The 19,679-nt window shown below is 72.2% G+C and carries 16 protein-coding genes and 1 riboswitch; of the genes, 2 read left to right on the top strand and 14 right to left on the bottom strand.

Annotation, left to right across the window (positions count from 1 at the left end):
- Window positions 1–3 precede the first annotated feature (3 nt).
- From cobO to ACIQF6_RS21865, 6 genes are all read right to left on the bottom strand, one after another.
- Window positions 4–600 carry a cob(I)yrinic acid a,c-diamide adenosyltransferase gene (gene cobO / locus ACIQF6_RS21890; protein ID WP_400897459.1) on the bottom strand — a complete coding sequence of 199 codons (597 nt, stop codon included), beginning with the start codon at window positions 598–600 and terminating at the stop codon, window positions 4–6.
- Window positions 601–606: 6 nt separating this feature from the next.
- A complete protein-coding gene (locus ACIQF6_RS21885) occupies window positions 607–2,631 on the bottom strand; it encodes a putative cobaltochelatase (RefSeq protein ID WP_400897820.1) in 2,025 nt (674 codons plus the stop codon).
- A 44-nt stretch (window positions 2,632–2,675) separates the two neighbouring features.
- On the bottom strand, window positions 2,676–4,223 hold the full coding sequence (locus ACIQF6_RS21880; RefSeq protein WP_400897457.1) for a cobyric acid synthase: 1,548 nt from the start codon (window positions 4,221–4,223) through the stop codon (window positions 2,676–2,678).
- Between the two features lie 196 nt (window positions 4,224–4,419).
- Window positions 4,420–5,370 (bottom strand): cobalamin biosynthesis protein, encoded by a 951-nt coding sequence (locus ACIQF6_RS21875; RefSeq protein WP_400897455.1) that lies wholly within the window; start codon window positions 5,368–5,370, stop codon window positions 4,420–4,422.
- A 53-nt stretch (window positions 5,371–5,423) separates the two neighbouring features.
- Window positions 5,424–5,506: riboswitch (cobalamin riboswitch) on the bottom strand.
- 102 nt (window positions 5,507–5,608) lie between these two features.
- Window positions 5,609–5,926, bottom strand: coding sequence for a hypothetical protein (locus ACIQF6_RS21870; RefSeq protein WP_400897453.1), 318 nt, complete (start codon window positions 5,924–5,926; stop codon window positions 5,609–5,611).
- The gene (locus ACIQF6_RS21865; protein ID WP_400897451.1) at window positions 5,923–7,116 is read right to left on the bottom strand and encodes a Shedu anti-phage system protein SduA domain-containing protein; all 1,194 of its coding nucleotides are present in this window, start codon (window positions 7,114–7,116) and stop codon (window positions 5,923–5,925) included. Before ACIQF6_RS21865 ends, ACIQF6_RS21870 begins: the two co-directional genes overlap by 4 nt.
- Window positions 7,117–7,218: 102 nt before the next feature.
- On the opposite strand from ACIQF6_RS21865, the gene ACIQF6_RS21860 reads away from it, so the two are divergent.
- Window positions 7,219–8,331 carry an alpha/beta fold hydrolase gene (locus ACIQF6_RS21860; protein WP_400897449.1) on the top strand — a complete coding sequence of 371 codons (1,113 nt, stop codon included), beginning with the start codon at window positions 7,219–7,221 and terminating at the stop codon, window positions 8,329–8,331.
- 386 nt (window positions 8,332–8,717) lie between these two features.
- Window positions 8,718–10,049: a hypothetical protein gene (locus ACIQF6_RS21855; protein WP_400897447.1), complete on the top strand. Its 1,332-nt coding sequence runs from the start codon at window positions 8,718–8,720 to the stop codon at window positions 10,047–10,049.
- A gap of 105 nt (window positions 10,050–10,154) precedes the next feature.
- Here the strand turns inward: ACIQF6_RS21855 and ACIQF6_RS21850 are convergent, their stop codons facing one another.
- From ACIQF6_RS21850 to ACIQF6_RS21815, 8 genes are all read right to left on the bottom strand, one after another.
- Entirely contained in the window at window positions 10,155–11,033 is an 879-nt protein-coding gene (locus ACIQF6_RS21850; protein WP_400897445.1) for a CDP-alcohol phosphatidyltransferase family protein, read from the bottom strand.
- Window positions 11,020–11,697 carry a phosphatidylserine decarboxylase gene (locus ACIQF6_RS21845; RefSeq protein WP_400303007.1) on the bottom strand — a complete coding sequence of 226 codons (678 nt, stop codon included), beginning with the start codon at window positions 11,695–11,697 and terminating at the stop codon, window positions 11,020–11,022. The genes ACIQF6_RS21850 and ACIQF6_RS21845 overlap by 14 nt, the downstream gene beginning before the upstream one ends.
- Before the next feature lie 434 nt (window positions 11,698–12,131).
- A complete protein-coding gene (locus tag ACIQF6_RS21840; RefSeq protein ID WP_400897443.1) occupies window positions 12,132–13,334 on the bottom strand; it encodes an acyl-CoA dehydrogenase family protein in 1,203 nt (400 codons plus the stop codon).
- Between the two features lie 145 nt (window positions 13,335–13,479).
- Window positions 13,480–13,977: a MaoC family dehydratase gene (locus tag ACIQF6_RS21835; protein ID WP_400897441.1), complete on the bottom strand. Its 498-nt coding sequence runs from the start codon at window positions 13,975–13,977 to the stop codon at window positions 13,480–13,482.
- A gap of 4 nt (window positions 13,978–13,981) precedes the next feature.
- Window positions 13,982–14,941, bottom strand: coding sequence for an HpcH/HpaI aldolase/citrate lyase family protein (locus ACIQF6_RS21830; protein ID WP_400897439.1), 960 nt, complete (start codon window positions 14,939–14,941; stop codon window positions 13,982–13,984).
- A gap of 21 nt (window positions 14,942–14,962) precedes the next feature.
- A complete protein-coding gene (locus ACIQF6_RS21825) occupies window positions 14,963–16,987 on the bottom strand; it encodes a protein meaA (RefSeq protein WP_400897437.1) in 2,025 nt (674 codons plus the stop codon).
- Window positions 16,987–18,357, bottom strand: a complete 1,371-nt coding sequence (ccrA, locus tag ACIQF6_RS21820) for a crotonyl-CoA carboxylase/reductase (RefSeq protein ID WP_400897435.1) — start codon at window positions 18,355–18,357, stop codon at window positions 16,987–16,989. The genes ACIQF6_RS21825 and ccrA overlap by 1 nt, the downstream gene beginning before the upstream one ends.
- Window positions 18,358–18,727: 370 nt before the next feature.
- The gene (locus ACIQF6_RS21815; protein ID WP_400897433.1) at window positions 18,728–19,639 is read right to left on the bottom strand and encodes a TetR family transcriptional regulator; all 912 of its coding nucleotides are present in this window, start codon (window positions 19,637–19,639) and stop codon (window positions 18,728–18,730) included.
- Window positions 19,640–19,679: the final 40 nt, after the last annotated feature.

Below are 19,679 nucleotides of genomic sequence, written 5' to 3'. Positions count from 1 at the left end.
GATCTACCACTCAATACCGCGCTGGCCCTTGCGGCCGGCGTCCATCGGATGCTTCAGCTTCGTCATCTCGGTGACCAGGTCGGCCAGTTCGAGCAGCGGTTCGGGCGCGTTGCGGCCCGTCACCACCACGTGCTGGCTGCCCGGCCGCTCCCGCAGCACCTCGACCACCTCCGCCACGTCGATCCACCCCCAGTGCAGCGGGTAGGTGAACTCGTCCAGCACGTAGAACCGGTACGTCTCGGCCGCCAAGTCCCGCTTGACCTGCGCCCAGCCCTCGCGGGCCGCCTCCTCGGACGACTCGATGTCGCGCTGCACCCAGGACCAGCCCGAACCCATCTTGTGCCACGCCACCGTGCCGCCCTGCCCGGACTCGCCGAGCACCCGCAGCGCGTTCTCCTCGCCGACCTTCCACTTCGCCGACTTGACGAACTGGAACACCCCGATCGGCCAGCCCTGGTTCCACGCCCGCAGCGCCATCCCGAACGCCGCCGTGGACTTCCCCTTGCCCGGACCGGTGTGCACCGCCGTGATCGGCAGCGTCCGCCGCTGCCGGGTGGTCAGGCCGTCGTCCGGGACGTTCTCCGCAACTCCCTTGGGCATGTCGGCTCACGCCGCCTTTCGTGTCGTCGAACCGGAGGTCATCGTCGAACGGGTCTCCCGCACCAGCGCGGCCACACCGTCGCCCCGCAGCTCGTCCAGGCTGACCGCGTCACCGTTCAGGTGCGCCGCCAACTCCCGTGCCAGGCCCAGTCGGACGGGGCCCGACTCGCAGTCCAGCACCACCGCGGCCACGCCCTGCGCGGCCAGCAGCCCGGCCGCCCGGTGCGAACGCGCCACCGCGTCGCGGGCCCCGGTCGCCCGGCCGTCGGTCACCACCACCAGCAGCGCCCGGCGGTCCGGGTCGCGCAGCCGCTCCACCCGCAGCACCTCGTGCGCCCGCAGCAGGCCCGCCTCCAGCGGCGTCCGGCCGCCGGTCGGCAGCTGTTCGAGCCGGGCCGCGCCCACCTCCACCGAGGAGGTCGGCGGCAGTGCCAGCTCCGCGCCGGAGCCGCGGAACGTCACCATGCCGATCTTGTCGCGCCGCTGGTAGGCGTCCATCAGCAGCGACAGCACCGCGCCCTTGACCGCGGTCATCCGCTGCCGGGCCGCCATCGAGCCGGACGCGTCCACCACGAACAGCACCAGGTTCGACTCCCGTCCCCGGCGCACCTGTTCGCGCAGATCGTCCCGGCGCAGCACCAGCGCCCGGCCGTCCCGCCCGCGCGCCACCTGGTGCGGGGCCGCCGCCCGCAGCGTCGCGCTCAGGTGCAGCCGGGTCAGCCGCCCCTGCGGACGGCGCGCCCGAACGGTGTGCCCGGCGTCCGTCTCGGCGGGGGAGCGCCGGCCCTGCGCGCCCCGGCCGGTGCCGTCCACCTTGAACAGCCGCGTCCGGTACGGCCGGTCGGCCGCCACCGGCGACTTCGCGCCGCCGGACCGCTGCTGCGGCGGAGCGGCCGGCGCGTCCTCCGAACTCCCGGACGCCGCAGGCTCGTTCGGCTCGGACGGGGCGGGGGCGCCGCCGCCGTCCGGACCGCCGCCGGGGCCGTCGTCGGTCGGCCCCCCGTCGTTCGGCCCGTCGCCGTCAGGGCCGTCGCCGTCCGGGCCGTCGTCCTCCGGCGCCCGGTGCTCGGCCAGCGTCCGGTCCAGCTGCTCCTGGTCCAGGCCCGGCGCGTCGAACGGGTTGCGCCGCCGCCGGTGCGGCAGGGCCAGCTGCGCGGCCTTGCGGACGTCCTCCTCCAAAACCTCGGCGCGCCCCGCCCACGCGGCCAGCGCCACCGCGGTGCGCGCCATCACGATGTCCGCGCGCAGACCGTCCACCTCGAACGCCGCACACACCGCCGTGATCTGACGCAGCGCCAGGTCGGACAGCTCGACGGACGGCAGCAACTCGCGGGCAGCGGAGATCCGTTCGGCGAGCTCCCGCTCCCGGGCGTCCCAACTCGCCCCGAAACCGGCCGGATCGGCGTCGTACGCGAGGCGGCGACGCACCACCTCGGCACGCTCGTCCGCGTCCCGGGTGGCGGCGATCTCCACCGTCAGGCCGAACCGGTCCAGCAGCTGCGGACGCAGCTCGCCCTCCTCCGGGTTCATCGTCCCCACCAGCAGGAACCGCGCCGCATGCCGCACCGAGACGCCCTCGCGCTCCACGTACGAACGCCCCATCGCCGCCGCGTCCAGCAGCAGGTCCACCAGGTGGTCCTGCAACAGGTTCACCTCGTCGATGTACAGCACGCCCCGGTGCGCCTTCGCCAACAGGCCCGGCTCGTACGCCTTCACGCCCTCCGCGAGCGCCCGCTCCAGGTCCAGCGAGCCGACCACCCGGTCCTCGGAGACGCCCACCGGCAGCTCCACCAGGAACGCCGGACGCTCCGCCGACCCCGCACCGGCGTGCGGCCCGTCCGGGCACTGCGGGTCCGGCGACGCCGGATCGCACGCGAAACGGCAGCCGGCCACCGTCGCGATCGACGGCAGCAGCCCCGCCAGGGCGCGCACCATCGTCGACTTCGCGGTGCCCTTCTCGCCCCGCACCAGCACGCCGCCCACCGCCGGCGACACCGCGTTCAACAGCAGGCCCAGCCGCAGGTCGTCCATCCCCACGATCGCCGTGAACGGGTAACGGACATCGGTCAGTTCAGTCACTTCGCCCTCTCCATCTCCACCGGGGCCGGCGGCCCGGGCGGCACGAACGGCAGACCCGTCGGCGCCCCGTTCTCGATCAACTTCCACAGCGCGTCCGTGTCGGCGTGCTCCGCCACCAAGTCGCCCAGCGCGTCCAGCCGTTGCTCGCGCGCCGTCGCGAACGAGGTGTCCGGCGCCGGCACGAACGCCCGCCCCGACGCCTCGGCGACCGCGGTCAGGAACGCCCGGCGGAACGCGTCGTTCTCCAACACCCCGTGCCAGGTCGTCCCCCACACCGGCCCGACCCGGCAGCCGTCCAGGGCCGCACCGTCGGCACCGGTGACGAACGGCTCGCCGCCGTCCACCGCCACCACCCCGTGGTGGATCTCGTAGCCCGCCACCCGCTCGCCGAGCGCCACACCCGTCGGACGGGCCAGCACCTTCTCCGCGCCGAACACCACCCGGGTCGGCAACAGCCCCAGACCGTCCACCGCGCCGGCCCGCGACTCCACCTCGTCCACGATCTCCCGGCCCAGCATCTGGTAGCCGCCGCACACGCCGAGCACGGGCAACCCCGCCGCGACGCGCCGCGCGAGCGGCTCCACCAGACCCTGGCCCCGCAGCCACGCCAGATCCGCGACCGTCGCCCGCGTCCCCGGCAGCACCACCAGGTCGGCGTCCGCCAGCTCCTCCGGACGGGTCGCCCAGCGCACCAGCACACCCGGCTCCTGCGCCAGCGCATCCACATCCGTGAAGTTCGACAACCGCGGGAACCGCACCACCGCGACCCGCAACACCTCCGCCCCCACCGGGCCGCCCGCCGCCGGGCGCTGCGCCACCGACGCCAGATCCAGCGAATCCTCCGCGTCCAGCCACAGCCCCTGAAGCATCGGGAACGTCCCCAGCACCGGCCGCCCCGTCAACTGCCGCAACATCTCCAACCCCGGCGCGAGCAGCCGCGCGTCACCGCGGAACTTGTTCACGAACCAGCCCGCGACGAGCGACTGATCGTCCGGCGAGAGCAGCGCGAGCGTCCCGAACATCGACGCGAAGACGCCGCCGCGGTCGATGTCCCCGACCACCACGACCGGCAGCCGGGCCGCCGACGCCAGACCCATGTTGGCGATGTCCCGGTCCCGCAGATTGATCTCCGCCGGGGAGCCCGCGCCCTCGCACACCACCACGTCGAACCGCGACCGCAGATCCGCCAGACACTCCAACGAACGCTCCAGCAGCACCGGCTTGCGCTCCCGATAGTCCAGCGCCCCGACCTCCGCCACGGCCCGGCCCATCAGCACCACCTGGCTGCGGCCGTCCGCCCCCGGCTTCAACAGCACCGGGTTCATCGCCGCCTCCGGCTCCACCCCCGCCGCCTGCGCCTGCATCGCCTGCGCCCGCCCGATCTCCGCCCCGTCGGCCGTCACGAACGAGTTCAACGACATGTTCTGCGCCTTGAACGGAGCCACCCGCACCCCCTCCCGCCGCAGCCACCGACAGATCCCCGCCGTCACCACACTCTTCCCGGCGTCCGAGGTCGTGCCGGCCACCAACAACGCGCCGCTCACGGACGGCCTCCTTCGGAGAAGAGAAAGGGAAGAGAGCGGGAGGAACGGACCGGCACGGGCAGCTGCCTGCGCGCGGACGTCCCGCCGGGCGGCGGTGAGAGGCGCGCGACGGAGGCTGCGGTGCCGAAGCGGTCCGGATGTCCGGTAGGCCGGTTCGGCCGTTCGCCCGTGGGTGCCCCGCTTCGTGCGGGCGCGGTCACTCGGATCGCCGTCCGCGCCCGGCGAGGATCAGGCACCGCGTGGTGGCCGTGACGGCGAGGGCGAGCATGCCGACCCGGCGGGAGAGGCGGCAGGCGCGTTCGATGTCGGGGACGGCGACGGGGGGCTGACCGGTGCCGAGGACCGGGCGGTGCTCGACCCGCTCGCCGTAGCGCAGGGTGCCGCCCAGCCGGACGCCGAGCGCGCCCGCGAACGCGGCCTCCGCCTGGCCCGCGTTCGGGCTGGGGTGGGCGGAGCCGTCCCGGCGCCAGACCCGCCAGGTCCGGGCGGGGGAGTCGGACGCGGCCACGGTCAGCAGGGCGGTGAGGCGGGCGCCGGGCCAGCCGGCCACGTCGTCGAGGCGGGCCGAGGCCCAGCCGAAGCGGCGGTAGCGGTCGGACTTGTGGCCGACCATCGCGTCCAGCGTGTTCACGGCCCGGAACGCCAACAGCCCGGGGACGCCCGCCACGCCGCCCCAGACCAGGGCGTTGACGACCGCGTCGGCGGTGTTCTCGGCCACCGACTCGACCACGGCCCGGGCGATCTGCTGCTCGTCCAGCCCGGAGGGGTCGCGCCCGCACAGGTGCGGCAGCCGCTCCCGCGCGGCCGTCAGATCGTCCGCGGCCAGCGAGCGTCCGATCGCCCGGGCCTCCCGGGTCAGCGATGTCCCGCCGAGGACGGTGAACGTCGCGCCGGCGGTCAGCGCCGCCGCGGCGAGCGGCGAACGGCGGACGGCCCGCGCGGCGAGCGCCGCGCCGCCCGCGACGGCGCCGACGGCAAGCGCGGTGTGCAGGGTGCCCGCCCCGCGGTGGTCACGCCACAGCCGCCGTTCCAGCCGGGCCGCGGCGGTGCCGAACAGGGCGACGGGGTGTCCGCGCCGGGGGTCTCCGAGCCGGGCGTCCGCGAGGAATCCCGCGACCGCGCCCACCAGGTACGGGGCAGCCCGCATGGCGTCGTGTCCTCACTCAGGGTCCGCGCCCTGGATCGACGGAACGAAGGCCAGAGTCTCCTGACTTCCGGTCACCCCCGCGCGGGGTGTCCGGTCACAGTGGCGGGACCGCGCCGGACTCGCACCGGCTTCCTCTGCTTGCCTCCGTTTGGCCCGAAGATCCCACCACGCCCCGTTCCGGCCAGTCAACCGAGGTGACGGAGGGTTTGGTCACACGCCGTCGTCGACCGATGGGCCGTCACTTCGCCCGCAGGTGGCGGGAGGCGGCGAGGCACGAGGACAGCCAGGTCGCCTCCGTCCGATCGACGATCATCCCCTCCACGGTGGTCACCCCGGGAAGCACCTCGCCGACCCGGACCGAGTGGTCGCCCACCCGGATCAACTGCCAATCCATGTCGCTGTGCCACATGCGGGCGGTCTTCTCGCCCTTGCGCTGCGCGAAGACGACTTCCTCGCCGTGCTCGTTCAGGAAATAGCCCACATAGTCCTTCGAGGTGATCGGCTCGCCGCACAGCTCGGAGAGCAGCTTCTCGATGCCGGGACGGGTTTCGGTCATGATTCGGTCTCCTCCTGCGGGGACGAAAGCGCCAGCATGCGGGCGGCCGACTCCAGCAGTGTTTCGTAGGTGATCACTTCAATGCGGGAGTTGTGCGAATTGAACGTGCGGATCGTCTCCGCCACCTCCGACGGGGTGATTCCGCCGCCGACGTACTGCGAGTGGCCGACGACCACGGTCGCGGAGGCCCGGCGGGCGTCGACGCCGTACTTGGCCAGGATCTCCGGCCGGCTCTCGTCCAGAGTCCGGAGGTAGTTCATCGCCTGCGAGACGGCGCGGTGCGCCGGTGCGCCGAGCATCAGGTGGCCGCTCCGTCGGACGACCAGGCTCTCGATGTTCGCCCGCTTGAGCTCAACGACGTGCAGGGAGCCGTCGGCGCGCAGGAGGGGTATGTCGAGGATGGTGTCGGGGGTGTACTGGCGGCGCGCCAGCTCCGCGACGAACGCCCCGCCGAAGATCCACTCCTGCTTCTTCAGACAGGCATGGAGCGCGCCCTCGGAGCTGTCGGGATCGTCGACGGCGGCTCCGAGCGTGTCCAGCGCGGCCTTCCGAGCCTTGAATTCGAGCATTCGCGTCAACAGTTCGGCGTCGGCGTCCGCCAGCACCTCCTCGGCCAACCGGAGGTCCTCCGCGGACAGTTGCGGAAGGCTTCGGAGGAAAATCTCCATATGGCCGAACCGCTGAAGTCGCCGCAGATCCAGGGTGGAGAGTCTGACTCCGTTCTCACCGGCCTCGACGCCGAGCTGGTCGACCGATTTGGAGAGCCCCCGGAAGAGATCCCTGGCGTCGGCGGCGGTTGCCTCCGGATTGTCCTGGCAGAGCATCTCCAGAATGGTCACGGCCCGGTCGACGCCTTCGGCGATGTAGCGCCTGATGTATTCCTCGCTTCTCTGGCGCGCCCGCTCGTCGTAGTGCAACTCCAGGACCTCTAGGAACAGGTCGCCCCGGGCGTACGCGGCGAACCGTTGGAAGCGCTGGGCGAGGTCGAAGTCCCCGTGCAGGATCGCCGTCCGGGCGACCTCCTCCAGCGCGTCCACCAGCGGCCGCCCCTTGCCGTACAAGCGGTCGCGGTAGCCGCCCATGATGTGCTCGACGGCCGAGATGTCCTTGAGCACGTCCACTGCGGTGGTGAGTTCCCTCGCTGCTTCGACCATGCGCAGCAACGAGAAGCTCGATCGGAATGTCGCCATCCGGGCACCGTATGGCCCACCTGCGACAGTGCCCCGATTCGCCGAGCGGCCCGTGGGCGGGTGGACTGGAGGCACAGGACCGCCAGTACCCGGGAGACCGCCATGCGTTGGGGAACCGCCGCCGTTGTCGCAGCCGCCGCCGCAGGGACCGGAGTGGCGGCGTTCCTGCTGCTCGGCCGGAAGGCGTCGGACGGGGTGGTGCAGCCGGGCACGGTCGAGCCGCCACCGCCGGTCACCGTGCACGAGCTCGGCCCGGGCCGGGTGGTGCTGACCGCGACCGCGGACACCGTCCGCCGGGGGCACTACGCGCTGGAGTGGGGGCTGGGCGGCCACGCGGTGGTGGGCGAGGTGCTCGGCTCCGGCGGCGGGCGGGTCACCCGGCGGCTGGAGCGGGCCGAGCACGGCACCCTCGCGGTCGGGACGGAGGTCCGGCTGACCCCGCGGGTGCTGCTCGGCGACCCGCGCACCGCGCTCGGCCTGGACTACGCCGAGACCGCCGTGCCCGGCGAACTGGGCGCCTTCCCCGCGTGGCGCACCGCCGGCATCCGCGGCACCTGCGTGGTGCTGATCCACGGCGCCGCCGCCGACCGCTCGCAGGCGCTGCCCGTGCTGCCCCTGCTGCACGCGCTGCGGCTGCCCGGCCTGACCGTCACCTACCGGGGCGACGCCGGTGCGCCCGCCTCGCCGGACGGGCTGGCGCATTTCGGTGAGACCGAGTGGCAGGACGTCGACGCGGCGATCCGTGCCGCGCTGGAGCACGGCGCCGGCCGGGTCGTGCTGTGCGGGTGGTCGATGGGGGCGACCATCGCCATGTACACCGCTGCCCGCTCCGCCCATCGGGGCCGGATCGCCGGGCTGGTGCTGGACTCCCCGGTGCTGGACTGGGAGGAGTCGGTGCGCCGGGTGTCCGCCCGGACCGGGGCGTCCCCGATGCTCGCCGAACTCGGCGCCCTCGCCGCGCAGGGCCGTACCGGCGTGGACCTGGCCGGGTTCGCCCGGATCGCGTCCGGCGCGGATCTGCCCGCCCCCACGCTGCTGCTGCAGAGCCCGGACGACCCGATCAGCCCGTGGGCCGCCGCCGAACGGCTCGCGGACGGGCGCACGGATGTGGTCAGCCTGCACTCGGTGCCACACGCGCAGCACGCCGCGCTGTGGAACGCCGACCCGGCCCGGTACACCGAGACGCTGCGCCGCTTCCTCACCCCGCTGCTGTGACCTCCGGGTGACCTTCGGGTGACCTCCGGCCGGAACCGGAACCGGTCCCGCCGCGTCCTCATCTCGGAGTGGTCACGCTTTGCGACATGTCCATGACGCAAAGCGGAGTGGTTCGTCCCGCTTTGCACGGGCTTGTCCACCGACTGTTCGAACGGTTCGGACAATGCGCCGAGACAGGCCGGCAGTCGATGTGACAGAAGGCCCGTACAAGGGGAAGACTGCACGGCGTGACGTCTCGGAACCCGCGCGACCGTGATGCCCCGCACCCGCCCCGCCGCATCGGTGCGACGGTGACCCGTCTGCCCGGAACGGCCGTCGGGCGTGCGGAGGGCACCGTACCCGCAGCCAACCGCCGCCGGGTACCCGCCAAGCCCGGACGGGGCCGAGTGCCCGTCCCGGACGGCTTCCCCGCACCCGCCGAGCTCGCCCCGCTGGCCCGCCGGATGCTCGCCGACGCGGTCCGCGTCGCCCGCTGGGCCGGCGAGCTCACCGAGGTCGACAAGCGCGGCGAACTCCTCCCCGAGGACGCCCGCGCCGCCGGCCGCGCCCTCGCCATGACGGTCGGCGCCGCCGCCAACGCCTGGGGCCAGGCGCTGCTGGTCGGCCTGGTCGAGCTCCGCGACGGCGGCGCCGGTCCCGGCTGGCGCCTGCACGCCTGGGAACGCGACGACGAGGCCGTGGTCCGCGGCTGGTCCGCGCTGTTCGACGCCTGGACGCTGCTCGCCCCCGTGCCGCCCGCCGCCCTGCGCGGCGTGTTCGCCCAGCTGGCCGGACAGGCCGTCGACCAGGCCCCGCAGCTGCTGTCCTTCCTGCACCTGGTGGACGGGCCGGTCGCCGACAGCGAACTGCTCGAACTGCTGCGCCGCGGCCTGGACGAGCGCCGCCTCGGCCCCGGCACCTTCCCGCTGTCCCCGGTCCCGCACGCCGCCTCCGCGGTCTCCGCGGTCCGCGGCACCTGCCGGGAACCGCAGATCGACACCCCGCACGCGCCCGCCGACGTGGCCGCCGTGCTGGACTGGATGCTCGACGGCCTGGCCGCCGTCGGCGCGCTCGGCCGGCAGGACGAGGCCGCCGAGCTCTCCCCGCTCGGCCACTGGGCGGTGCGCGCCAAACTGGAGGAGATCTGCACCGTCGCGCAGACCGCCGCCGGGCACATCGAACAGAGCGCCCTCGAACTGCTCAGCGCCTGCGCCGACTACAGCCCGGGCCCGGCCCGCGCCGAGTTCCGCGCCTGGGTCGCCGCCCGCCCCGCCGACCGGGCCGTCGCGGAACTCCTGGAGGCCGCCCGCGGTGAGGACGCGCTGGTCCGCGGCCTCGCCTTCGAGGCGCTGCGGGTGGTGGCCGGCTCCACCGCCGAGCAGGGCGTCCGGGCCGCCGTGGAGGAGGCCGTGCTGCGGCCCTACGCGCTGCTCTGGCTGGCCGAACAGTTGGACGAGGGGGGCGCCTCCCCGGCCGACGTGCTCGGCGCGGAGGACGCCGCCTGGCTCTGGGTGGACACCGCTGCCGCCGTGCTCGACCACGGCGAGACCGACCTGCTGGTCGGCCACGTCGAGGGCGCGTCGGCCGGTGAGCCCGTCCGCCTGTTCAACCGCGCTCGCCAGTCCAGCCACCCGCGTGCCGCGAGCGTCCTGACGGCCGTCGCCTCGGTCCACCCCGACCCGGCGGTGGCCCGCGCCGCCCGCCGCAGCGCCTTCTCGGTCCACACCGGCGGCGCGTGAGCCCCCGGCCGGACAACGCACAGCACGGCAACGCAACGCACAGCACGGCAACGCAGAAGCCCCCCGCTCGGTTCGAGCGGGGGGCTTCTGCTGTGCGGGTGCGGGTCAGCCGCGGTTCTCCGCGCGGCGGGCGCGGACCACGCCGACCTTCTCGCCGACCTTGCGGCGGATGACCAGCAGCGGCGCCATCGCGGCCAGCGCGATCTGGGCGAGCGCGCCGATGTGCATCAGGGTGTCGCCGCCGGGCAGGCCCGCGGCCCAGGAGGCCAGGCAGCCGATGGAGACCACGATCCAGGCCACCGTCGCCGTGGCCAGCAGGCCCTGCGGCTTCGGGTACTCGATCCGGCTGACCATCAGGTAGGCCACGCCGAAGATCAGCAGCAGGCCCGGGAGGAACGGCGGGTCGAGCAGGACGATCGCGATGACGGTCATCGCGCCCATCGGGCAGGGCATGCCCTGGAAGATCCCCGGCCGCATCTTCACGGCCGAGAACCTGGCGAGCCGCAGCACCACCGCCAGCAGCACGGTCAGCGCGATGAACGCGGACAGCTGCTGGTTGGAGCCGGAGGAGACCAGGCCCCAGACCGCGACGAAGTACGCCGGCGCGATGCCGAAGCTGATCAGGTCGGCGAGGTTGTCGAGCTCGGCGCCGAGCGCGGAGGAGCGCAGCTTGCGCGCCACCAGGCCGTCGAAGAGGTCGCACATCGCGCCGATCAGCAGCAGCGTCACGACGGTGGCGGCGCTGTGCTTGACCGGGGCGTTCGACTCACCGGTGAGGTGCGGCATCAGGATGCCGGTGGTGGTCGAGTAGATGGCCAGGAAGCCGCAGACGGCGTTGCCCAGCGTCAGGAAGTCGGCGGTGGACAGGTGCTGCGGGGAGCGGGGCGCGCGCAGTTCGCGGTCCCGCGCCCAGCGGCGGCGGCGCAGATCGGTGGATTCCTCGTCACCGAGGCCCACGAGGGTCTCCGGATCAGTCACGGTCAAGGCGAGTCACCCCGGCGGTCGTCTTCTGGCCGACCGTGACGCCGACCTCGACGCCCGCCGGCAGGTAGGTGTCGACGCGGGAGCCGAAGCGGATCAGACCGACCCGCTCGCCCTGCTCGACCTTGGTGCCGGCGTCCATGTAGGGGACGATGCGGCGGGCGACGGCGCCCGCGATCTGCACCATCTCGATGTCGCCGAGCTCGGTGTCGAAGTGCCACACGACGCGCTCGTTGCGGTCGCTGTCCTTGTTGAACGCCGGGACGAATCCACCGGCGATGTGCTCGACGGACGTCACGGTGCCGGGCAGCGGCGCGCGGTTGACGTGGACGTTGAGCGGGCTCATGAAGATCGCGACGCGGGTGCGGCCGTCCGGCCACTCGTCGATGGACTGGACCACGCCGTCGGCCGGGGAGATCACTCTGCCGGCGCCGATCTCACGCTCGGGGTCGCGGAAGAACCACAGCATGCCCGCGCTGAGCGCGCAGGCCGGCACGGCCGCCAGGGCCCACTTGCCGGAACGCCGGGTGAGGGCGGTCGTCACGGCGGCAGTGGCCAGCGTGGGAACGAACCAGGGGGTGGCACCGCGCGCAATGGTGACGCGGGGACGCCGACCCTCGGGGGCGAATCCCTGGGCGGAGGTGTGAGAGGACGGGCTGATGGGCATCGAGGACCTTTAGTCGCGGGCCCCGCGCGGGGACACAGAATGGCCCCTGGACGAGGGCCACCGCGGGGATCGAGTTGTCTGGGACGGCTGCTGTCCCGGTGGATGCTATCGGGACCTGCCGGTATCTGGGCAAGCCGCCTGCTAGTGGAACTACGCCTGCCTGCCGAGTCGGGCACCTGCTATGTGTACGACCGTAACCGGACTGAGTCCGTTCCCCAAGAGGTCTCGGGTCACGGGTGATTCACGTCTCAGCGACACGCCGGTCACGGGCCGTGCACGGAAGCGGCCACCCGGCGCGCACCTGGGGAAACGCGCCGGGTGACCGCATCGAGTGCCGCGCCCGTCCGGTCCGGCTGACCGGGCCGGGGGACGGGCGCGGCCGGGCCGGCGGCGGGCCCGCACGCCCGCCTTCCGCCCCGATACAGGGGACTGCCTCAGTCGGCGAGCCGGTACTCCTCCAGCAGGCGACGTCCCACGATCATCTTCTGGATCTCCGCCGTACCTTCACCGATCAGCAGCATCGGGGCCTCCCGGTACAGCCGCTCGATCTCGTACTCCTTGGAGAAGCCGTAGCCGCCGTGGATCCGGAAGGAGTCCTCGACGACCTCCTTGCAGTACTCGGAGGCCAGGTACTTGGCCATGCCGGCTTCCAGGTCGTTGCGCTGCCCGCTGTCCTTCTTGCGGGCGGCCATCACCATCATCTGGTGCGCGGCCTCCACCTTGGTGGCCATCTCGGCGAGCTTGAACTGGATCGCCTGGTGCTCGGCGATCTTCTTGCCGAAGGTGGTGCGCTGCTGGGCGTAGGCGATGCCCAGCTCGAAGGCCCGGCGGGCGACGCCGCAGCCGCGGGCGGCCACGTTGACCCGGCCGACCTCGACGCCGTCCATCATCTGGTAGAAGCCCTTGCCGGGGACGCCGCCGAGGATCCGGTCCGCCGGGACGCGGACGTCCTGGAGCACCAGCTCGGTGGTGTCGACGCCCTTGTAGCCCATCTTCTCGATCTTGCCGGGCACGGTGAGGCCCGGGACGGTCTCGTTCGGCCCGAAGCCCGGGGTCTTCTCGATCAGGAAGGTGGTCATGTTCTTGTAGGGGGTGCTGCCGCCCTCGTCGGTCTTGCACAGCACCGCGACCACGGACGAGGTGCCGCCGTTGGTCAGCCACATCTTCTGGCCGTTCAGGACGTAGAAGTCTCCGTCCTTGACGCCCTTGGTGGAGATCGCCGAGACGTCGGAGCCGAGGCCCGGCTCGGACATCGAGAAGGCGCCGCGCAGTTCGCCGGCCGCCATCTTCGGCAGGAAGTAGTCCTTCTGCTCCTGCGTGCCGTGCGCGTTGATCATGTGCGCCACGATGAAGTGGGTGTTGACGATGCCGGAGACCGACATCCAGCCGCGGGCGATCTCCTCCACCACCAGGGCGTAGGTGAGCAGCGACTCGCCGAGGCCGCCGTACTCCTCGGGGATGGTCAGCCCGAACAGGCCGAGCTGCTTCATGCCCTCGACGATGGCGGTCGGGTACTCGTCCTTGTGCTCCAGCTCGGTCGCGACCGGAATGATCTCCTTGTCGACGAAATCCCGCACGGTGGCGAGGATGTCCCGCTGGATCTCGGTGAGGCCGTCGGTCTGTGCGAGGCGTCCCATCGTGCGGCTCCGTGAATGCTCAAGAGGGTTGGGGGTTGGGGGGCTCCGCGGCGCGTGGCTGCCGCGGAGCCCCCGGGAACCGGGTAGGGGCTGGGCCGATGACGGCGGCCCGCCCGTCCGGGGCCTGTGAAGGGCGTCAGGGGTGTCAGGCGAGCGGCTCGGGGCGCCCGGGCTGCTCGCCGCCGCGCTCCTTGATGTACGCCTCGGTCGGCACCATCACCTTGCGGCGGAAGATGCAGACGACCGTGCCGTCCTGCTTGTAGCCCTTGGTCTCGACGTGGACGATGCCGCGGTCCGGCTTCGAGGTGACCTTCTTGTCGAGAACGGTGGTCTCGCCGTAGATGGTGTCGCCGTGGAAGGTCGGTGCGATGTGCCGCAGCGACTCGATCTCCAGGTTGGCGATCGCCTTGCCGGAGACGTCCGGGACGGACATGCCCAGCAGCAGCGAGTAGACGTAGTTGCCGACCACCACGTTCTGGCCCTGCACGGTGGTGGTCGCGTAGTTGGCGTCCAGGTGCAGCGGGTGGTGGTTCATGGTCAGCAGGCAGAAGAGATGATCGTCGTACTCGGTGACGGTCTTTCCGGGCCAGTGCTTGTAGACCGCGCCGACCTCGAACTCCTCGTAGGTGCGTCCGAACTGCATGTGGTCAGGCCCCCGGGATCTCGAACTTGGTGGTGCGCTGCATGCCCGCGGCGCGGCCCTTGCCCGCGATGACCAGGGCCATCTTGCGGCTGGCCTCGTCGATCATCTCGTCGCCGAGCATGGCCGAGCCCTTGGCGCCGCCGGCCTCGGAGGTGCACCAGTCGTAGGCGTCGAGGATCAGCTCGGCGTGGTCGTAGTCCTCCTGGCCGGGCGAGTAGATCTCGTTGGCGGCGGCGACCTGGTCCGGGTGCAGCACCCACTTGCCGTCGAAGCCGAGGGCGGCGGAGCGGCGGGCGACCTCGCGGTAGCCGTCCTGGTTGCGGATCTGAAGGTAGGGGCCGTCGATCGCCTGGAGATCGTTGGCTCGGGCGGCCATCAGGATGCGCATCAGGATGTAGTGGTAGGCGTCGGCGCCGTAGCCGGGCGGCTGCTCGCCGACCACCAAGGACTTCATGTTGATGGACGCCATGAAGTCGGCCGGGCCGAAGATGATGGTCTCCAGCCGGGGCGAGGCCGCGGCGATCGCGTCGACGTTGATCAGGCCCTTGGCGTTCTCGATCTGCGCCTCGATGCCGATCTTGCCGACCTCCAGGCCGACGGTCTTCTCGATCTGGGTGAGCAGCAGGTCCAGCGCGATCACCTGCTGGGCGTCCTGCACCTTGGGCAGCATGATGCAGTCCAGGTTGTGGCCGGCGCCCTCGACGACGGTGATGACGTCGCGGTACGTCCAGTGCGTGGTCCAGTCGTTGACCCGGACGACGCGGGTCTTGCCGCCCCAGTCGCCGTTGTTCAGGGCGTCCACGATGGTGTGGCGGGCGCTCTCCTTGACCAGCGGGGCGCAGGCGTCCTCCAGGTCCAGGAAGACCTGGTCGGCGGGCAGGCCCTGGGCCTTCTCCAGGAAGCGCGGGTTGCTGCCGGGCACGGCCAGGCAGGAACGGCGCGGACGGAGGCGGTTCACAGTCATTGCGGGGAGTTTCCTTCCGGGTCAGCTGGTCGCGGCGGTGGTCGCGGCCCACGGCTGAAGCCTGTTGGCCAGCCGGATCTCGTCCACGATCCGGCCGATGATGGTGGTGATGCCGAAGTCCTTGGGTGTGAACACGGCAGCGATTCCGGCGGCCTTGAGGGCCTCGGCGTCCGCTGCGGGGATGATTCCACCCACGATCACCGGCACATCCTCCACCCCCGCGCGGCGCAGCCGCTGCAGGACGTCCGGCACCAGTTCGGGGTGCGCGCCGGAGAGGATGGAAAGGCCCACGCAGTGCACGTCCTCGGCGACGGCCGCGGAGACGATCTGTTCGGGCGTCAGCCGGATGCCCTGGTAGACCACCTCGAAGCCGGCGTCGCGGGCCCGGACGGCGATCTGCTCGGCGCCGTTGGAGTGCCCGTCCAGGCCGGGCTTGCCGACCAGCAGACGGAGCTTGCCGGTGCCGAGTTCGGCGGCGGTGGCGGCCACGGCCTCGCGCACGGCGGCGAGTTCGCCGCCCGGCTCGGCGGCGACCGCGACCGGCGCGCCGCCGACCCCGGTGGGGGCGCGGTACTCGCCGAACACCTCGCGCAGCGCGAACGACCACTCGCCGGTGGTGGCGCCGGCCCGGGCGCAGTCGAGGGTGGCGGCCATCAGGTTCTCCTCGGTGGCGGCCGCCTCCTTCAGCCGGGCCAGCGCGATCTGCACCGCGGCCTCGTCCCGACTGCCGCGCCAGGCCTCCAGGTTGGCCAGCACGGAGCGCTCGGACGCCGGGTCGACCACCATGATGGCGGTGTCCAGGTCGGCGGTGAGCGGGCTGTCCTCGGTGGTGTCGAAGCAGTTGACGCCGACGATCCTGTCCTCGCCGGCCTCGATCCGGGCCCGCCGGGCGGCGTGCGAGGCGACCAGGCTGGACTTCAGGTAGCCGGACTCGACGGCCGGGATCACCCCGCCCATCTCCAGCACCTTGGCGATCTCCGCCTCGGCGCCGGCCAGCAGCTCCTCGGTCTTCGCCTCGACCACGTGCGAGCCGTTGAACAGGTCGCCGTACTCCAGCAGGTCCGACTCGTACGCCAGCACCTGCTGGATGCGCAGCGACCACTGCTGGTCCCACGGCCGCGGCAGGCCCAACGCCTCGTTCCAGGCGGGGAGTTGGACGGCCCGTGCGCGGGCGTCCTTGGACAGTGTGACGGCCAGCATCTCCAGCACGATGCGCTGGACGTTGTTCTCCGGCTGGGCCTCGGTCAGGCCCAGCGAGTTGACCTGGACGCCGTAGCGGAACCGCCGCTGCTTGGCGTCCTCGATGCCGTAGCGCTCGCGGGTGACCTTCTCCCAGAGCCGGGTGAAGGCCCGCATCTTGCACATCTCCTCGACGAAGCGGACGCCCGCGTTGACGAAGAAGGAGATCCGGGCGACCACCTCGCCCATCCGCTCGGCCGGGACCTGCCCGGAGTCGCGGACGGCGTCCAGGACGGCGATCGCGGTGCACATCGAGTAGGCGATCTCCTGGACCGGGGTGGCCCCGGCCTCCTGCAGGTGGTAGCTGCAGATGTTGATCGGGTTCCACTTCGGGATGTTGCCGACCGTGTAGGCGATCATGTCGGTGATCAGCCGCACCGACGGGCCGGGCGGGAAGACGTGCGTCCCGCGCGACAGGTACTCCTTGACGATGTCGTTCTGGGTGGTGCCGGTGAGCTTCGCGATGTCCGCGCCCTGCTCCTCGGCGACCACCTGGTACAGCGCCAGCAGCCACATGGCGGTGGCGTTGATGGTCATCGAGGTGTTGGTGCGCTCCAGCGGGATCCCGTCGAACAGGGTCCGCATGTCGCCCAGGTGCCCGACCGGCACGCCGACCCGGCCGACCTCGCCGCGGGCGAGGACGTGGTCGGAGTCGTAGCCGGTCTGGGTCGGCAGGTCGAAGGCCACCGACAGGCCGGTCTGGCCCTTGGCGAGGTTGCGCCGGTACAGCGCGTTGGAGTCGCTCGCGGTGGAGTGGCCGGCGTACGTGCGCATCAGCCAGGGGCGGTCGCGTTCCTGAGCGGCCATCAGACGGTCCGGCCGTGCTCGGTGTTCCGCTCGTCGAGCCCGCGGAAGAGGTTGATGGCGGGCAGGTGCTTCTCCCGCAGTTCGTGGTCGCGCACGCCCAGGCCTTCCTGCGGGGCCAGGCAGAGCACGCCGACCTTGCCCTGGTGCTTGTTGTGGTGGACGTCGAGGGCGGCCTGGCCGGTCTCCTCCAGTGCGTACACCTTGGAGACGGTCGGGTGGATCCTGCCCTTGGCGATCAGGCGGTTGGCCTCGAACGCCTCGCGGTAGTTGGCGAAGTGCGAGCCGACGATGCGCTTCAGCGACATCCACAGGTAGCGGTTGTCGTACTGGTGCATGAAGCCCGAGGTGGAGGCGCAGGTGACGATGGTGCCGCCCTTGCGGGTGACGTAGACGGACGCGCCGAAGGTCTCCCGGCCCGGGTGCTCGAAGACGATGTCGACGTCCTCGCCGCCGGTGAACTCGCGGATCTTCGCGCCGAGACGCTTCCACTCGCGCGGGTCCTGGTTGTTCTCGTCCTTCCAGAACCGGTAGCCCTCGGCGGACCGGTCGATGATCGCCTCGGCGCCCATGGCCCGGCAGATGTCGGCCTTGGCGTCGTTGGAGACCACGCAGATCGGGGTGGCGCCGCCGGCCAGCGCGTACTGGGTGGCGTACGAGCCGAGGCCGCCGCTGGCGCCCCAGATCAGCACGTTGTCGCCCTGCTTCATGCCCGCACCGTTGCGCGAGACCAGCTGGCGGTAGGCGGTGGAGTTGACCAGGCCGGGGGAGGCGGCCTCCTCCCAGGTGAGGTGCTTCGGCTTGGGCAGCAGCTGGTTGGTCTTCACCAGCGCGAGCTGGGCCAGGCCGCCGAAGTTGGTCTCGAAGCCCCAGATGCGCTGCTCCGGGTCCATCATCGTGTCGTTGTGGCCGTCGGGGGACTCCAGCTCGACCGACAGGCAGTGCGCGACGACCTCGTCGCCGGGCTGCCAGGCGTTGACGCCGGCGCCGGTGCGCAGCACCACGCCCGCCAGGTCGGAGCCGACCACGTGGTACGGCAGGTCGTGACGCTTCGTCAGCGGGGAGAGCCGGCCGTAGCGCTCCAGGAACGAGAAGGTGGAGACCGGCTCGAAGATCGAGCTCCACACGGTGTTGTAGTTGACGGCGCTGGCCATCACGGCGACCAGGGCTTCGCCCGGGCCGACCTCGGGCAGCGCGACGTCGTCCAGGTGGAGCGACTTGCGCGGGTCCTTGTCGCGGCTGGCGAGGCCGGCGAACATCTGCTCCTCGTCCTTGTGGAGCGTCACGGCCCGGTAGGACTCGGGCAGCGCGAGGCCCGCGTAGTCGGCGGACGTGGCGTTGCCGCTGAGGATCGCGTCGAGAATTTCCTGCATGGCTGCCTCCGAAGGCGTACCTGTGCGAGGGACACAGGGCGTCTGGGGGAGCCGGGAGCGGACACCGGCTTCGCTGAGGGTCTGAGGGCGGGGTACTGCGGTGGTGCGACGTGAAGGGTGGAGTCGCGGGTGCGTGTCCCCCAGGTGGGGGGACGCCGGACGACGGCGCGCCGAGGTGGGGAGCCGCGGCGCCGCGACCGGTGGCAACAAGGTAGTGGCACCCTGTGCCACTCGTAAAGACACGGGGTGCCAACTTCTGGCGTGAGCCAGGACACGCGACCCGGGGGGTTGACGGGAACGCGCGAAGGCCCGTTCCCGAAACCGGGAACGGGCCTTCGATTCTGTCTGTCACCTGCGGAAATCGCCTGGATTACATGGCACTTCGCCCGGCCAGCGCGGCCCGGATCGAATCCACCACGGTCTCCAGCGGGGCATCCGTGCGAGCCACTGTGATCAGCACCTCACCGCCCGGGCTGGCACTCAGTGTGCTCACCGCCGAAGCGGCCTCCGGTGGCACTCCGTCACCATTGGCACCGGGTGCCAGCGTGGTGCCGCGGCGGCGGGCGCCGCTCGGCGGGGTCGGCCAGAACGTCCCCCGGATCACCTCGAAGGAGTGGTCGAGCTGCGCCTCCACGTCGCCGTGCCCGCCGGCCCGCAGCCAGCGCCGCAGCACGTGGTTGTGCGCCGCGACCACCGCCGCCGCCGACACCTCGGCCAGCATCGAGTCGTCGTCCCCGCCGCGCTGCCAGCCCGGCGGAGTCTGCTCGGCGGCGTCGAACCGGCCCAGCAGGTAGCGGGTGAACAGCCGCTCGTACCGGGAGACCACCGCGATCTCCCGCTCGCGCAGCGCCGCGACCTGACGGATCAACTGGTAGCGGGCCACCGACATGTCCGGGGTGGAGGCGTACATCCGCAGCACCTCCTTGATGCCCCGGCACACCACGTCCAGCGGGTGCTCCTCCGGCTCGGCGCTGGCCAGCAGGTCGGCCACCCGCACCAGGGTGTCGTCGTGGTCCGGGAAGATCGCCTCCTCCTTCGACCGGAAGTACCGGAAGAAGGTGCGCCGGGCCACCCCGGCGGCGGCCGCGATCTGGTCGACCGTCGTCTCCTCGTACCCCTGGGTGGCGAACAGCTGCATGGCCGCCGCCGTGAGGTCCTGGCGCATCTGCAGCCGCTGGGCGGCGGCCCGGCGACTGCCCGCCCCGGACTCCACCCCCGACCGCGACTGGTCCGGCCCGGCGGCCGGCGGCTGCTGCTGGGAGAGCGAGGTCTGGCGATCCATGCCCGGAACGCTACACGCCCCCGGTGCCGCCCCCGCCGGC

It is taken from the genome of Kitasatospora sp. NPDC092948 (assembly GCF_044754805.1).
In the GTDB taxonomy this organism is placed as follows: domain Bacteria; phylum Actinomycetota; class Actinomycetes; order Streptomycetales; family Streptomycetaceae; genus Kitasatospora.
The sequence above is the reverse complement of the archived record's forward strand: the minus strand, read 5'-3'. Positions and strand labels throughout refer to the sequence as shown.